The organism is Desulfovibrio biadhensis (assembly GCF_055388615.1).
The window spans coordinates 3,796,956-3,812,840 of the sequence record NZ_AP042477.1; the positions used below are offsets into that span (position 1 = coordinate 3,796,956).

Below are 15,885 nucleotides of genomic sequence, written 5' to 3' on the forward strand. Positions count from 1 at the left end.
GGTTTCAGACAGGTAGGGCGCTTACCTGAAGTACTGCACCACTCTTGATGCTGCGGCGGAACTGGTGCTATTATTTTTTACGATATGCCTGCAAAGGCGATTGCACGCGGTTTATTGAGCAGGAGATTCACATGAATTGGCAGTGCGAGCGTTTTCTGTAAAAGAAACCGTAAGCGGCCCGAGGATAACTGCCGCCATCCCCAAAAAAGGGAACAGTCCCGAGGATAGGAATGCCTGAACAGGAGCCAGCTACTCCTTTGATTTTTCTCAGCTACAGCCACGAAGCTCCTGGCCATCTGCAGCGCGCCAGTGAGCTCTGCGATCACCTGCGCCGGCTTGGCTTTGACTGCCGCATGGACCAGCACGAAGTCTTTCCATCGCAAGGGTGGGATGCATGGTGCGCCAAGCAGCTGGAAAAAGCTGCGTGTGTTCTTGTGGTTTGCAGCCGCGAATACCTGGAACGACAGGCGCAGGGGCATGGTGCCCTCTGGCATGGCGCCATATTGCCCCCGGCAGCGTTTGATCGCAAAGATACCCGTTTCGTTCCCGTGCTTTTCGAACGCACGGACCTGGCTTTTGTGCCTGCACCCTTGCAGCAGTCCAGCCATTTTCATCTTTCTGATGAACGGGGCATGGAACTTCTGGCTATCTACCTGGGAGAAAAACTGCTTCCTGTCGGGGGGGAGCCTGCTTCCCCTCTGCCTGCTTTGCCCGTCTTGCAGGACTTTCCTTCACCGTTGCCCGTTGTAAAGCCATGGCTCGCTCCCTGTCGGACCGCGGGGACCTTTATTGGCCGCAGTAAAGACCTGCGTAAAATAGAGAGCGCTTTCAGCAAACGCCGTAATTTTACGTTGACCGCTGCAAATGCAGGAGTGGGGCGCAAGCAGCTTGTTTTGCAGTTTTTACAGCGCAAGGCCGAGGGCATTACCGCTGCCCTTTGGTTGCAATGGGGCAATGAAACATTTTTGCTGCACGAATTGCGGCGCGCTCTGGAAGCCTTGCCTCCCTTGCCGTTGCCGGAGGAAATAGCGCCGGATGGCGCCCTTGAGGGTATGTCTGCTGAAATGCTTGCCGCCCTGCTGGGGGAGCGTTTGGCCTGTTGCAGGGGGTGGGTGCTGGTTCTGGATCAGTGGCCTGGAGAATGCGCTCCTTTTACGATGCTGCTGGACGCCCTGCCAGGGGTGCAGCGCCAGGTGAGCGATAATATTGACGTAGATACAGCGGACGAACTCCCTGAAGCAACGGGCATGGTGCTGCATTTGCCCCTTGCCGGTGAAAAAAGCTCTTTGCCTGAAGATGATGCAGTCCTGAATATCGGTACGTTGCCGGACAAGGAGCTGTTGGCGCTTTTGCGGAACAGGTCGGGCCGGCGGGCGCTCACCAGACCGGAGCGCGATGCCGCGTTACAGCTTGGAGACCTTTGGGAACGCTCGACAGTGGGTATGGATCTGCTTGGCGTGCTGGCAGCCCGTACACAGTCCACTTTTCGCGAATTGGTCAAGGCTTTCAAAGATGTCAGCAAGGAGCGCGGCCTGGAAGTACTCCTTAAACGCACTGCAGGGCAGAGCCCTCACAGGTTGGAAGAATTTTTGTTTCTCGTAGGGTGTCTGGTAAAAAACGGCGCCATACGCATGCCACTGCGGCTTCTGGATCAGGCCTTGCGCAGCGCCCTACCAGATGGAGGGCGCGTTGCGCCGGAAATTCTGGTGGCAGAGGCGGAAGCGCTTGGCCTGGTGCAACACCTGGAGAGTGAAAAGACCTGCGTCTTTCACCACAGTTTCCAGTTTTTGGCTGACTACTTGATCCCTGAGGATGAGCGGGAACAGCTGGTGGAGGCTTATACAACCGCCATTGCCCAGGCTGTGCCTCCAGAAGAGGACGCCCGCGGTTGCCCCCATCTTTTGTGGCAGGCTTCGCGCCAGGCCATGGGGCTGGAAGTGCTGCCCCCCCTTCCTTTGCCAGAACCAGAACCTGAACCGGAATTTGGGCCAGAGCCCGCGTTTGAAAACGATGCTGCAACGGTGCAGGACCAGGTAGAGGGCGCGTCCGTTATTGTTCCAGAGTCCGATACGATTCCTGAGGAGGAAACTGCGGCGCCAGGGGAAATGGAGCCAGTAGATGACGTTGCGCCAGAACATGAGGAATTGCTTAGTGATGCGGCGTTTCGCCGAAGCATAGAGGAGCAGGCAAGGGAATTCTTCGAGGTTGTTTACGACTCTCCGGAATCTGAGGAAGGAACTCCCTTTCTTTCCGTTGATGCTCCGTCTGACAGCGAGGCGGCTGCCGCTGAAACAGCAGATTTAGCCCCCGATTCCGAGGAGGCAACGCTGCCTCCTGAAGACGGTGGTTTTTTTGCGCCTGAAGAAAATGGCGAAGATACGGTGGCAGCGGATGACGGGTCAGAAATGGATACAGGCTATCCTGAAGAACACGACACCGGAGATCATATTTTTGATGTTCAAGATGAGGGGGATGCAGAAGAACCATTTGAGGCGCATCAAGAGGAAGCGCCCTTAGTGGAGGAAAACGCGCCCCTAGATGATGCGACGCCTTTTGAGGATACTTCCGTAAGTGAGGATGTTTTTCCCTTGGAGCATGATCCGCTGTCTGGAGCCGATGATGGAGGAGAAGATGATGTCGCCTCCGTTGAAGAGGATTCCTTTGGCTTTGCTGCAGCGGGCGAGGAGGATTTACCCTCTGAAGATTCATTGGTTTCTGCTGCAGATGACTTTGTTAACGACGCCGCTGGTTCTGCAGACGCCACCGACTATTCGGTCGACTATCCCGCCGACTCCACCGAAGACGATGCAGACGGCTATGCAATTGGTAATGCAGAGCACAATCCATTTGATGACGCATCCGCCGTCGGAGATGATAACGCCGTCGAAGACGAAAACGTGGCTGCAGATGAAGCCATGGTTGAAGAAGCCATTCCCAATGAAGCTGATCTCCTAGACGAAGGCGATATCGAAAACGAAGGTGATCTCGGAGACGAAGGCGATTATGAGGGCGCACTGGACGCCGAAGAGCCCGCTACACCACCCCAAGAAGCGTTTGAACGCGAAGCAGCCTATTCTCCGTGGGAATCGGAGACTGCACCTGTAGATGAGGTCGCCGATACAGACAATTTTGCGCCGCTTGCTGACGGGACTCAGGATTTTGAGACAGCACCCCAGGAATACGCCACAACTGCTGCGGAAGACGCAGAGAAAGCGGCTGACGAGGCTTATAGTGACAGACCGAGAATGCCGTGGGAGCGCCCCGGCAGGAAAAAGGTGGCTACAGAGTCTTTAGAGGAGGAATCTGAGTCCTTTTCTGACAGCGCGTTGGATGAAGACGTGAATCCCGCAGCGCGTTATCTGGCATCAAAGCGTGGCGATAGCATCAAACCAGACAGCACGGCAGAAGCTGCAAAGGAAGATGATGAGGACAGCCCTGCTGCGCGGTACCAGGCCTTGAAAAAAGCCTGGGAAAAGAAACAGCAGGAAGCTGAAGAAAAACGCAAAAAGGCTGAGCGGAAAGGCTTTTTGCAAAAATTCAAAAAGGCCAGTCCCAAAGCCAAAAAACAAAGCCTTCCAGATAAAACGGAGAAAGGGCCTGAAACTGGCGCGTCTGCTCCAGGAAATGGCACTACGAAAAACAAGGCGCAGACGCACGAGAAGGGCGGATTTACACTGCTGCTGGCCATGCTGGACAGATTTTTTTACTGCGGCCGCCGTCCGCGAAAAGCTGTGCTTGCATTAACAGAAAAGGATGGGGCTTCCACCAACGTCACTTCTCCTTGGGAATCGCAAGAAACGTCCACGCCAGAAGTGACGGAGCGAAATACTGCCGGCTCTTCCACAGATGCGGAGGGCGGCTTGTTTTCCGATGCCTTGGAGCCAGGGGGCGGTTTGGCCGAAACACCCCCCTTGGGTAATGCATCTGAAGAATCTCCAATGGCTGACACGCCGGATGCTCCTCCCCTTTTTGCGGATGTGTCTGAAGCCGAGGAGCCGCTGTCGCAGGAAGAAGGGGCAGAGGAGCGAGAGGTGACAGCGCCCCCTGAAGTGGCCGACTCGGGAGAGGAGGATTATTTCGGCGCGGGGTGGGGCTTTTCTGACGAGCCGGAATTTGAGGATGTGGCAGCAGAACCAGAACTGCCTCCTGAAGCGGTGGAAAGGCCGCGGGCGCCTTCGGTGCGCCCCGCAGATAGTGAACCGGATTTGCCGGCAACTGCAGCGGAGTGTGTGAAGCGGGCTGAAATGTATATCGAACAGGGCAGGCTGCATGAAGCCGAACCCTTTTATGCCCGTGCATTGCAGCTGCAACAAAAACTGCACGGGGAGCGACACCTCGAAGTAGCCAAGGTGGCCAATGCCTTTGGGGAGCTTTACAAGATGCTCGAAGAGTATGAACAGGCCGAGCCCTTGTTTGAAATGGCTTTGGAAATCAGGGTTGAAGTCTGGGGAGATGAACACCGTGAAGTGGCCCAGAGCTGCACCAATCTGGGGTCCTTGCGCATGGCCCAGAGACGCCGCGCCGAGGCCGAGGCCTTGTATGTGCGGGCTTTACGAATGGATGAAACCTTGTTTGGGGCGGATCATCCCAATACGGCGACCGATTGCAACAATCTTGCCGTGTTGTATTTTTCCATGGAGCGGTTTGCGGAAGCCTTGCGCAATATAAAGCGCGCCATTGCGATTCGCGAAAATACCTTAGGAGAAGGGCACCCCCATCATGTGCAGGCCTGCGAAAACTGCGCAGCCATTCTCCGCAAGCTGGGGCGGTCCCGCGAGGCAGAAGAAGTCCTCCTGCGTGCGCGAATCATGCGCAACAGCGGGCAACATGAGCAAACAACGGAGTTGCAGGAAGACGGCGAAATGCCCCATGGCGAACTCTATGGCTTTTCTGGCCCCGACGGAGAAGAAGGGGGATTGGAAAACGGGGGCGATGACAACCGCAACTAAGCATTCCCTGTTCATGGGGGAGCAACGTTACCTTCCAGTATTTCCAGTGGCGTTCCCGTTTCCCGAAGCCGTATGACGAGTTTCGCTGGCAAAACAACAGGCCTGCCGCGCTCTATGCAATACAGGTCTGCGCCATGTGGTGTCACCAGGCAGCTTGCGTGCCCTTGAACGGGAAGAATTACCTTGAGACGACGTTTGTCTGCGTTGGCAGCAGAGACAATGGGGAGAGGTAGTGTATCGCGCATGGACGACACACTACCCCGGTCTTCGCAACGTGGTCAGGGTGAAATATTTCCCCCCAGCCGGATCAGTGCGTGGAAGGACTGCCGGTTAATCGGTGACAATCTCGTCGAGGGTTATGTTCTGGCGCTCCTCGATCAGTGATTTTGTCCGCTCGGTGAGTGTCTTGATGTTGGGCTTGGCGATCTGGTCATCGGCGCCAACGGATTCACCTTTGTGGCGCAAGGCTTCCGTGATAAGCGAAGAAAAGAGCAGTACGGGAAGCTCCTTGAGCACAGGATCGCTCTTGATGCGTTTGGTAAGATTGTGGCCGTCCATTACCGGCATTTCGATGTCAGAAATGACTACATTGACGAAGTTGGTAATGGGTTGATCCCCGGCCTTTTCCTTCAGTGACAACAAATATTCCCAGGCCTGCTTTCCATCGTTGAGGATGGTTACTTCGAACCCCGCCTGAGTCAGGCCGCGGCTCAAGGTCTTGCGGATCATTGAAGAGTCGTCGGTAAACACGACTTTTATGGTGCGCCCTTCGCTTTGCAGTTCGTGTTGTTTTTCGGGCACGTTCATTCCCAGGTTGGGATTGAGTTCGGCAACGATCTTTTCCATGTCGAGAAGGAGGATGATGCGGTCGTCGAATTTGACGACGCCCGTAATGCTGCCTTCACTGAAATGGTCCAGATGCACGCCCGGAGATTCCACCTGCTCCCAGCTGAGACGGTGAATACGATTGACGCCAGACACGAGGAAACTGTTGGTGACGTAATTGAATTCTGTAACAATGACCTTTGGAGCAGAGTTTTCGGCCATAGTTTTGCCAAGCCAGACACTCAAATCGATAAGTGGAATGATGCGAGCCCTCAGGTTGAAGGCCCCCAGAATACAGGGGTGGGTCGCCTCTGGCATTTCCGTGATTTGTGGAAGACGTATTATCTCAAGTACCTTTGCAACGTTAACACCGTAATACCCCTTGTATACGTTGCCCTCGGCGTCTTGCTCTTCGATGTAGAACTCGACGATTTCCAGTTCGTTGGTTCCCGATTCGAGCAGAATGTTAGTCTGGGCCATTCTTCTTTTCCCCCCTGGGGCTGGTGTAGCGAGACATGCGCGATTGGAGTCTCAGTGCATGGCGGTAAGTTTTTTTACCCGCATAATACGCAAAGAATTCACTTCGCGAAGAACACAGGGCTTAGCTCAATATGATCCTATTTCAAGAATAACTTAATTGGTTTCCAAAGGGAAGCCCATTAGATTCTCTTTGCCATGGGGACAAGGTCCGCATTATTTTATTGCTTAGAGAAATATCGTTACTTTATCAACTGACTGTACGCTGCGCGAAATTGACAGCGCGGGTGTTGCATACCATTCCCCTCCTGTAATATGGACAACGGGTTATTGTCAGTAATGTGAATTTTTTGTATTCATTCTACCCTAACATCGGACGCGAAATTCTGCGGACCAGGCACAGCAGCCAAGGAGATTATCATGTGTGAAATACGATTCCCCCTGTTTTCAGGCTGGCGTACCTGCGTCTTTGCAGTCGGGACGCTTTTGTTGATTCTGTTCCTCCATGCTCCTGTTTCGGCTTCGGATGATGTGCAATGGGGGCTGGGAAAAGATTCGCATGCACTTGATAAAACACATGAAAATTTGAACTGGGGTTTTCGTGGAATACCCTGGGGGCGTGAAAAAGAAAAAGTTGGGGAAGAGTATGAGCTGGTTCAGTGCAGCCTGGTCGAGCCTGAGGTGGAAAGCTGTCTGGCCCTGAACGCCACACAAGAGGTGGGTGATATTCCCCTTCAGTACGTCCGGCTGGTCTTTACCAGCGAAAAATTCTCAGGTGTTTCCCTGCGATACGATAAGGAGCACTACGAGAAAATGCTGGAAAAGCTTGTGGTGCTTCTGGGCGACCCAAGTGGCGAGCGCGAAACCTTTCCCTATTGGGAGCTACCCATGATTTCGGCCTGGGCCAGCAATACGCATTTTTCTGTGCGCAAGAAATTGGAAGCAAGCGATATAGATGACGAAGACGAGAAAAAACCGATTACTGACAGCCCGACGTTCTGATTCGTGACGTAAAGTAAAAAAAGAGGCTCCAGACGCTTATATGATACGCGCCTGGAGCCTTTTTTTTAACTGACGCGAATAATCAGCGTATTGGCAAGGGCGTAGTTGCGGGCAAGCTGGAGCTTGTCTCGCTTGGCCGCGGCCAGGCTTGCATACGAGCCGATCATGACACGGTGCCAAGTTCCCTTGTGGCCGAGATTCACGGATTTAACCCAGGCTGCTATGCCCCTGGTTGCTAGTTGCCCCGCACGCTGCTTTGCCTGGGCTGCATTTTGCCAGGAACTCTCCTGGATGGCGTAGGGCTTGCTGGCGGAAGCCTGCATTTTGGAATAGGTGCTGACAGGGGTATACGCCACGGTACGCACCGGAGCCTGCGGGGTTCTGGAAGAAGCACTCACAGCACGGGGTGCTTTTTCTGCGGCGGCCAGGACAGGGGCGGCTTTGGCTGGCGCGCCAAGAACTTGCAAGCAGCTGTCGGCAAGCAGGGAAGCGCCGGTGCTGGTGACGTGGACACCGTCATCGGCACGCAAACGGACGCGGCCGTTTTCTGTGGAGGCGAAGGTGATGAACGCGCCCTTGGCATCAGAAAGGGCATTTCGTGTATCAATGTAGGTACAGCCGCTGTTGCGGGCCATTTGTTGCTTGATGACGCTATTGATGTGGCGTACGCCCTTATCCAGGTCGGCCCTGCCCATGACAGGGGCGCCCACCCAGTAAATACGCACGTTGCTGTTGTATGAGCGTGCAATATCAACAAGTTTTTGGACCCGGCGGGAGTATTCGCTATCCCAGGCTGCAGTCCCAAACTGTGCGCCATTGGAGAGCGAATTGAAATCATTGGTGCCCAGCATTACCACAAGGGTGTCAGGTCGCTGGGTAGCGGCCAATTTGTCCAATGTGCGCTCCCAGTTGTAGAATTCAGGGCGGGCCAATCCGCTGGAGACCTTGCCGTGGCTATGAAACGTCACGTCTTTTCGCAAGGAGTAGAATTTTTCGAGCTGCTGGCCCAGGGGGATGGAGAGTGAGTCTCCTACAACCAGCATCCGTGAGTTGGCGCTGGCGGTTCCGGCTGCCAGGAATATGACGCAGCAGGCAAGAAACAAGGTGGTGGCGAGACGCATGAGAGTGCCTCCTATTTGTCTGTGCATGCCTGTAGACAATGCGATTTCTATTGTGCAGGAACGAGGTGCACAGAACGCGGGGGTGGCCATATCGACATGGCCCGCATGGCGTTGTGTTGCATCGGCATGGGAAAGGCCGTATGATATCGTTCTGTTGGTCATGACTTTCGTTCTCTGCGTTGTTGCCGGGATGTGCTGCTGCCTCTTCGGGCAGTAACGTTATGACACAATATCCCAGACGGTTTTTTGACGTAGTATGGTTTTTCAGGCTTGGTTGAAGCAATAAACGGGCCACTATGAGGTTTGAGGAGGGGCGAGGTCCCTGTTTCCTGGCATGAATAGCGGCTGATGCAGCCTCAGGGATGTCTAAGGCAGGCCGGCGTTGCAGGAAGATGATGTAAAACTACCGCATGTGACAATCACAAGCATTATATTTTTATCCAATTATCAGTTTTATCATGAGCTATTCCACTGAATGCCCGCGTTGTGGACGAAGAATCGGCCCGCATGAATTGTATTGCCGCAATTGTTCACGGGAATTGGGGCAATCTATGGGCTCTCTGGAAAAGCGCAGAGGCCTACATTTCATCTACACCCTTTTGCTGGTTGTTGCCAACATAGGGGTGATTGCCTACCTTTTTTGGCTTTCCTACATGTAAGTACAAGGTCGTCAGGCGCAAGCCGTGGAAGCATGAAAACCTTGTAATCTTCCAGGAATTACACGTTTTATCCGGTCAAAACAGCGTATTGTGGTGGGGTGTGGCTAAACAGAACACAAGTGTTTGTTTTTTGCCCTGCTTTAGAAAGGAACAACCTCGCAATACCCGTAGGCTTGCTTTAATTGAGCGCATACTTGCGCTGCTTCTGCACGGGTTGCGTACGGCCCGGTGTAAAGACGGTGGTAGACGCCTTTGGCCCCCATATCTACACGTTGGGAGCGGAAATGCTTGCCGGCCAGCAGCAAGGGAAAACGCCTGAGCAGCTTTTGTTTGCCGCCTTCCACATTTAGGGCCCGTTTGAACGAAAGCACATGTACGCCGAATGCCTGCTCCTGACTTGCGGCGTCATGCATTACTGGCTCCAGCGTTTGGGATTCTTCCACCATTTCTGTGGCGCTATAGGTACTGGCGGGAGGAGCGCCCCCTGTTCCCTGTTCCCCTAAAATCTCGCGTTCAAGGTTGTCCACGGAATCAGGGCGGGCCAAGGGATCAGGCTCCTCGATGCCGGGGAGGCCGGAGACGTAGAGTGGTCCTTCGCCCATTTCCTCCAGATAATGATTGGCCAGTTCCGCCACTGGGCGTCCTGCAAATTCAGGGTTTGTGTCTTCACTGACCAGTACAGGGGGCTTTTCTCGGGCGATCTGTTGAAAAACGAGCCGGGCCAGACGTTCACGGCCTGTGTGGCGGTATACTATCCCCAACTGCAGATAGGCGTTCTGGTCCAGAGAATACGCATCTAGCGCTTTGCGCAAAAGCGGTTCCGCAAGGCCGTAATTGCCATCCATGATGTGTACAGCAGCCTGTTGCCGCGTGGTGCGGGCGCACCCCAGGAGCAGAACTGTCGCAAGGCCGGACACCAGGAGAAAAACAAAAATGCGCCGTATCATTTGGGCGTCTCCTTGTCTTTCTGTAACTGCTGTTTTCCCCTCTCGGTGTAAATCATCTGGCCAAAGCCTGGAATCAGTTCCCTGGCTCCATACCATTTGCGGGTCGTAGGGTCACGGCGCTCAAAATAATAGTAGTCGCCGCCGATGCTTTGCGGTCGGTTGACCTCTACGCCGTGGATGTCCGGAGAAATGGGATCGACGCGGCTCATACCACAGCCAGCAAGGGAAAAGCAGGCAAACAAGGCCAGGGCGATAAAGACCACGCCAGCCTGTATTGATTGCTGCGCTGCAGGGTATATTCGAGTCGATCGGATCATTAGAGCTTTCCCGTACGCAATGATTCCTGCAATTGTAGGCTATTGCGCAGGTTAGCGCAAGACGGGCTCCGTCGCTCGGTGATTCGTGGGGCACAGGTCAGGCCGCAGCCGCATCGCCATCGTTCTGGTGCGCAGTTGCAAGCGTCAGTTCTTCGATGGTGAACAGGTTATCTGTAGACAAAAGTACAATGAATTGATTGTCCTTTTTGCCCATACCTTTGATATACTTAGGGTTGACGGCCGTGCCCATGTTGGGTGCATCATCAATGTTGTCAGGAGGAATTTCGAAAACTTCCTGAACCGCATCCGCCAGGGCACCTATGGACGCCATTTCTCCTTCAAGTTCCACTTCTATGACGATGATGCACGTGTCCACGGTAAAGACGGTAGGGGCCATGCCGAATTTAATTCGCAGGTCTACTACCGGCACGGCGTGGCCACGCAAGTTGATGACACCGCGCATGAAATCCGGAGTTTTCGGGATGCGGGTAATGGTTGTCTGGTCCAGAAGCTCCCGCACGGAAGTTATGTCCAGCCCAAAGATTTCCCGCCCCAGGGAAAAGGTGAGATACTGGTGCAATTCTTGATCTTGTTCTTCGTTCATAGGAGCCCTCGTAGTAAGGCCACGGTCTTTGTTGATTATTGCAGGTACAAGATACAGCACAACCAGGCGCAGCAGAGTAGTTAGGGATGTCTCACGTCTTCGCTATATCTTACGGCAGATGCTTACAAGTTATTATGCCAGTTGCTGACCATGAACAATTATAAATGCCACTTTGAAAAACAATGAAAAAGCACCCCTCTTGTTTGTTCAAGAAGGGTGCTTTGTGATGGGGCACGGGCAGGGCGCTTGTCGTGGCATTCAGAGGCTGGCGCCGTTTTTCATTTTGGCTCCCTTGTCCATCAGATCAAGGATGACCAGGGCGACACTCATTTCCTTGCGGTTTATGACATTGCTCTCCTCAGCGATGTAGGTCTTGAGCAATGCTATGTTTTCGGAGAGTCGCTCAATGTCGTATTGACAGTCAGTACTTCCGGATTGTGAAAATTCGTGCAGAGAATATACGTTTTCCAACAGTTTGAGTAAGTAGAACTTCCAATCCTCGTTGTAGTGCAGATAGTAATCCAGGATTTCACGGACCTTTATGATTCCAAAAACAGCATGCTCAAAGCAGGAGTAGTTTTTTGACCATATTTCTGCATCCAGAATCCTAGGGCGTTGTGGTGGAGGTTGCTCCTCCTGAATCTGCAACTGCTTACGCGCCCTGTATTCATGCAGGGCAATGAGTTGTGCCATACGGCGTCTCTCCTGGTTAAGAATATGGCAATACCTTCCATGGTACTTGCCGCCACGCTTTTTTGCTGCGAGTAATCCTACATTCGGCGGCATCTTGAAAAACTTGAGACTGTCCCGAATATTTCTTTTGTTACGGTTTGTGGCAAATGGGGGCTCTGTATTCCCAAGAGAAGGCAAATGGGCTAGTCTTTTGGAAAGGAGTTTATATGCAAAGAATGCTTTGTATACATGGACATTTCTATCAACCCCCGCGCGAAGATCCGTGGCTCAGTGAGGTGCTTCCTGAAGGCAGCGCCGCCCCCGGGCTGAATTGGAACGAGCGCATTTGTCGTGAAAGCTATGCGCCCCTGGGGTGGGCAAGGCGCCTGAACGACAAAGGGAAGATCACTGAAATCGTCAATTGCTACGAATGGATGAGTTTTAATTTCGGGCCCACGCTTCTTTCCTGGATGGAGCGCGGTAATCCGAACGCCTATGCGCGAGTGCTCGCCGGGGACAAGGAAAGCCAAAAGCGTTGGGGGCACGGTAACGCCATGGCGCAGGTGCATCACCACATCATACTGCCCCTGGCCAGCGAGATGGATAAAAGAGTGGAAACCGCCTGGGGGTTGGCGGATTTCGAAGCACGATTCGGCCGCAAGGCAGAGGGCATGTGGCTTTCCGAAGCGGCGGTGGATACGCCTTCTTTGGAGGTGCTTGCAGAGCAGGGGGTGCAGTTCGTGGTGCTTGCCCCCAGACAGGCCAAGGAAATTGCCCCTTTGGATGCCGATACCTGGACTGCGGTGGATGAGGGTACCCTTGATGTAACCAGGGCCTATCTCGCCACGCTCCCTTCCGGACGCTCCATACATATTATTTTTTATGATGGCCCGCTTTCCCAGGCCGTGGCTTTCGAGCGATTGCTCGAAAACGGAGAGAATTTCTGGCAACGCATCAGTGGCTATTTTGCACAGCAGGGTGAGGCCACACCCACCTTGCTGCCCATGGCGACTGACGGGGAAACCTACGGGCACCATTTCATGTTCGGCGAAATGGCCCTTGCCTATGTGCTGGCGCAGGCGCAGTTCAATCGCGACCAGGTGGAGCTGGGAAATTTTGGGCTCTGGCTGGAACAACACCCCCCCGAGTTGCGCGTACGGCTGCATGAGCCATCTTCCTGGAGCTGTGTACACGGTGTGGAGCGCTGGCGTTCTGATTGCGGTTGCACCACTGGAGGCCATCCCGGGTGGAATCAGAAATGGCGGGCACCTTTGCGCGAAGCGCTGGATGTGCTCAAGGCGCGTGTGGACAACCATTTTCACAAACGTGGGGGCGGGCTTTTCAAGGATGCAACGGCGGCGCTGCTGGATTACGGGACCGTCCTTGCGCGCAGCAAAGGGCAGAGCGAGTTTGCGCGCCTTCATTTCATGAAGAATCTCGGGGCCACAGAACAACAAGCCGCCTGGCGGTTGTTGTCCATGCAGCAATGGGCCTTGGCTTCTTTTGCCAGCTGCGCATGGTTTTTTGATGAAATATCTCGCATCGAACCCATGAACGGTCTTACTTACGCCCTCAGAGCCATGCAGCTGAGCGAAGCCACTGGAGGTCCAGAGGTCAGTGAGCTGGAAGCCGGTATGGTGGCGACGTTGGCCAGGGCGCAATCGAACATGCCGGATTTGGGAACAGGCGCCGACCTTTGGAAAAGTCTGGTCGCCCCCCGTCGGGAAGGGCCTGACAGTCTGGTGGCGCAAGCCTTTATGCGGTTACACGCAGAGGGCAAGAAGCTCGGTGCGCGGCCGCAAAAGGTTGTCTGGCAGGGCGTCAGCGTCTCCCTGTCCAGGGAATCTTCCGGGCCTGCTAGCGAAAAAGGGCAGACCGCGAAGGACGGCCAACAGATCAAGGGCAAGGCCGCCATCGCCTGGAATCTGGAGCACGAAGAAGACAACTACTCCTGGGAGTTCCACCCCCATCCATCGGGTGATTTATTGCGCGGAGGTTTCAAGGTTGCGGTGAATTCTGCGGCGGTAGTAAAGGCAAAGCCCTTTATTGCCGATGAGCTATCATGGAACAAACTGCAGGCATTGTCCCTGGCGCAAGTTGAAAGCGCTTTCGAATCCGCCTGGCAGGACCAGGAGGGCAGGTTGCGCCAGGTGGCCAGGCTGGCCATGCCCTGGCAGGAATCTCAGGTGACGCAGAATCTTTTGCCCCTATGGCGGAGACAATGGCCTGTTATCGCCTGGTTGTTCATCCAAGGGGAGGCATTGCCCGAAGAGGTTGCGCCTGTCAGACAAGGTGGGCTCAGGAATTTGCAGGAACTGCTTAAGGAGGTCGGTCGCGAACACCCTGACAGGGAACTTGTGGGAAACAGGGTGGCTGCGTATGTATTGGAGCTTCTGGACGAAGCGCCCCCGTTGTGGGAAAGCGCTTTGCAAATTGTGCAGCGGGCCAAGGCCATCGAACTTGAAATTGACTGGTGGCCAGTGCAAAATAGATTGTGGGCCAAGGGAATTGTAAGCGCACCGCAAAAAAAATCCGCCAGCAGCGGACAAGGACATGTGGTGGAAAAGCTTGTGGCGTTGCTTGGATTCAATGTGATGTGATGGTTGTGGGGCAAGAGGGGTTACGGTGAGCATTCGTTGTAAAAAGTGGAATCTTGGATGTTGGTGCCTTTTTACGGTGGCGATGGGTGCTTTGTTGCTTTCCTGCGCGCGCCCTCCTGAAAAGGACCCTCTCAGACGCCCTTTGACGGGGCGCGAGATTCTTACTTTGGTAGCCAGAAACGATAATGAACCGCTTCCAGAAGTGGCGGGCGTGGAAGTCTTTGACGTCGGCCAGTATGAGGACATGCCCGGGGGGCGGGTTCCCGGTGAAGGGCCGGGCATGGATGAACTTTGCCCTTCCTTCAGATACAGATTTATTTCCCACAGCAGGCAGGTGCAGGCCGCACCCATGCATGCATTCGGCTTTTCCTTCCGGTTGCAGGGAGCGCCCCATAGCGCAGAGATGGGAAACGGCCGTGCCGTCCCTCTGACTTTGTCTGTGGCGCACCCCCCCCTTGTAGATCCTGTAAGTGGCGACGTGGTGCGTGTCGAACGGCAGCACATCATGGGGTGTGTCGGCGAGCCGGGACAGGCTCTGTTCCAGTTCGATTCCGACTGGGCGCAAGTTTCGGGGGAGTGGATTTTGACATTGCAGCTAGGGGACAGGGTGCTGGCCAGCAAGTCTTTTGAAGTTGTTGGCGGGCATGCCCCTGATGTTCTCACAGCCGCGGTGGCGGAATCGGTACATGAAGAAGACGCTGTGGCCCCCCCACTGCGCACGAAGATTGACATGGATATGCTGGCGCAAGCAATCGGTGAAGCAGAGCAGCAGGAGATCATCCTGGCTGAAACCGATGCAATGGGAAAAGTTTTTGAACCAAAGCAAACCCCTCTTCAAACTGTTGCGCAGCCCGGAAATGATGCGGGAACCGTGTACGCTGCACAGCTCAGACCAGGGGCTACCCCTGCAAAAACGCCTGCTACCGTTGCCGTAACTTCCCAGGCACCCTCCAGCATTACCGAGCAAACACAGGAAACACGAACACCAGCAGCCCTGCCGCAAAAGGGCATATATGTATTGGCGTCCTCCAACGTATACATGGAAAATGCGCAGCGGCATGCCGGGTCGCTACGCGATCAGGGCTATCCTGCAACCGTTGGCCGATACGTGGATGCGGACGGCAGGGTATGGCATACCGTCAGAATAGGGCGCTTTCCCACAACAGCGGTGGCTGCGAGCGCAGCTCGGGATTTCAAAAGCAGGACAGGACACAACGCCTTTGTCGTTGTGCGCAGGGAAGAGACATTGGCTGCAGCGACTCCTGCTGCAACGCCTGCAGCGACTATACAGCCACGGCAAACGGTTTCTCCTGCTGGCAATAAGGCAACTGCTTCTGCACCAGTGGCTTCGGCCGCTCCTCCTGCTGCTCCCATGATCATTGCTCCGGCAGATGTGGGACAGGGGGCATGGGCCGTGCAAGTCGGCGCCTATTTGGAAGCCGAAAATGCCTATAGTGATCTTGCAATGCTGCAACAACACGGATGGTCTGCCGCCACTGTGCATGACCGGCAGGCAAAAGGACGCGTTTGGCACACCGTACTGCTGGGGCGGCATGGCAGCGAGGCCGCCGCTCAGGGGCAGGCGCAACAATTCAAACGCCAGGAAGGCCGCCAAGCTTTTGTTGTTGCTGCGCCTTGAAAAACATAGCCGGGAAATCAACTGAATAGTTTTGCGACTGCGTTGTGAGGCGCGCCAATGAGGCGCGCCCGAA

General features: G+C 54.5%; 11 protein-coding genes. 4 read left to right on the forward strand and 7 right to left on the reverse strand.

The window, feature by feature from the left end; all coding sequences use genetic code 11:
* Positions 1-230 precede the first annotated feature (230 nt).
* A complete protein-coding gene (locus ACZ5EH_RS16480) occupies positions 231-4,949 on the forward strand; it encodes a tetratricopeptide repeat protein (protein ID WP_464274966.1) in 4,719 nt (1,572 codons plus the stop codon).
* Positions 4,950-4,960: 11 nt separating this feature from the next.
* On the opposite strand, the gene ACZ5EH_RS16485 is transcribed toward ACZ5EH_RS16480, so the two are convergent.
* Both ACZ5EH_RS16485 and ACZ5EH_RS16490 read right to left on the reverse strand, forming a co-directional pair.
* Positions 4,961-5,194: a hypothetical protein gene (locus ACZ5EH_RS16485; protein WP_464274967.1), complete on the reverse strand. Its 234-nt coding sequence runs from the start codon at positions 5,192-5,194 to the stop codon at positions 4,961-4,963.
* Positions 5,195-5,279: 85 nt separating this feature from the next.
* The gene (locus ACZ5EH_RS16490) at positions 5,280-6,254 is read right to left on the reverse strand and encodes a chemotaxis protein (RefSeq protein WP_464274968.1); all 975 of its coding nucleotides are present in this window, start codon (positions 6,252-6,254) and stop codon (positions 5,280-5,282) included.
* A gap of 417 nt (positions 6,255-6,671) precedes the next feature.
* On the opposite strand from ACZ5EH_RS16490, the gene ACZ5EH_RS16495 reads away from it, so the two are divergent.
* The gene (locus ACZ5EH_RS16495; protein WP_464274969.1) at positions 6,672-7,253 is read left to right on the forward strand and encodes a hypothetical protein; all 582 of its coding nucleotides are present in this window, start codon (positions 6,672-6,674) and stop codon (positions 7,251-7,253) included.
* 65 nt (positions 7,254-7,318) lie between these two features.
* On the opposite strand, the gene ACZ5EH_RS16500 is transcribed toward ACZ5EH_RS16495, so the two are convergent.
* The 5 genes from ACZ5EH_RS16500 to ACZ5EH_RS16520 form a co-directional block, all read right to left on the reverse strand.
* A complete protein-coding gene (locus tag ACZ5EH_RS16500; RefSeq protein WP_464274970.1) occupies positions 7,319-8,374 on the reverse strand; it encodes a DUF459 domain-containing protein in 1,056 nt (351 codons plus the stop codon).
* A gap of 799 nt (positions 8,375-9,173) precedes the next feature.
* Positions 9,174-9,980 (reverse strand): SPOR domain-containing protein, encoded by an 807-nt coding sequence (locus ACZ5EH_RS16505; protein WP_464274971.1) that lies wholly within the window; start codon positions 9,978-9,980, stop codon positions 9,174-9,176.
* Entirely contained in the window at positions 9,977-10,297 is a 321-nt protein-coding gene (locus ACZ5EH_RS16510; RefSeq protein WP_464274972.1) for a hypothetical protein, read from the reverse strand. Before ACZ5EH_RS16510 ends, ACZ5EH_RS16505 begins: the two co-directional genes overlap by 4 nt.
* Positions 10,298-10,394: 97 nt before the next feature.
* A complete protein-coding gene (locus tag ACZ5EH_RS16515) occupies positions 10,395-10,901 on the reverse strand; it encodes a chemotaxis protein CheW (RefSeq protein WP_464274973.1) in 507 nt (168 codons plus the stop codon).
* Positions 10,902-11,159: 258 nt separating this feature from the next.
* Positions 11,160-11,594 carry a hypothetical protein gene (locus tag ACZ5EH_RS16520; protein WP_464274974.1) on the reverse strand — a complete coding sequence of 145 codons (435 nt, stop codon included), beginning with the start codon at positions 11,592-11,594 and terminating at the stop codon, positions 11,160-11,162.
* A 206-nt stretch (positions 11,595-11,800) separates the two neighbouring features.
* Between ACZ5EH_RS16520 and ACZ5EH_RS16525 the strand changes: the two genes are divergently transcribed.
* Together ACZ5EH_RS16525 and ACZ5EH_RS16530 are read left to right on the forward strand one after the other, a co-directional pair.
* The gene (locus ACZ5EH_RS16525) at positions 11,801-14,173 is read left to right on the forward strand and encodes a DUF3536 domain-containing protein (protein ID WP_464274975.1); all 2,373 of its coding nucleotides are present in this window, start codon (positions 11,801-11,803) and stop codon (positions 14,171-14,173) included.
* A 25-nt stretch (positions 14,174-14,198) separates the two neighbouring features.
* Entirely contained in the window at positions 14,199-15,812 is a 1,614-nt protein-coding gene (locus tag ACZ5EH_RS16530) for an SPOR domain-containing protein (protein ID WP_464274976.1), read from the forward strand.
* Positions 15,813-15,885 lie beyond the last annotated feature (73 nt).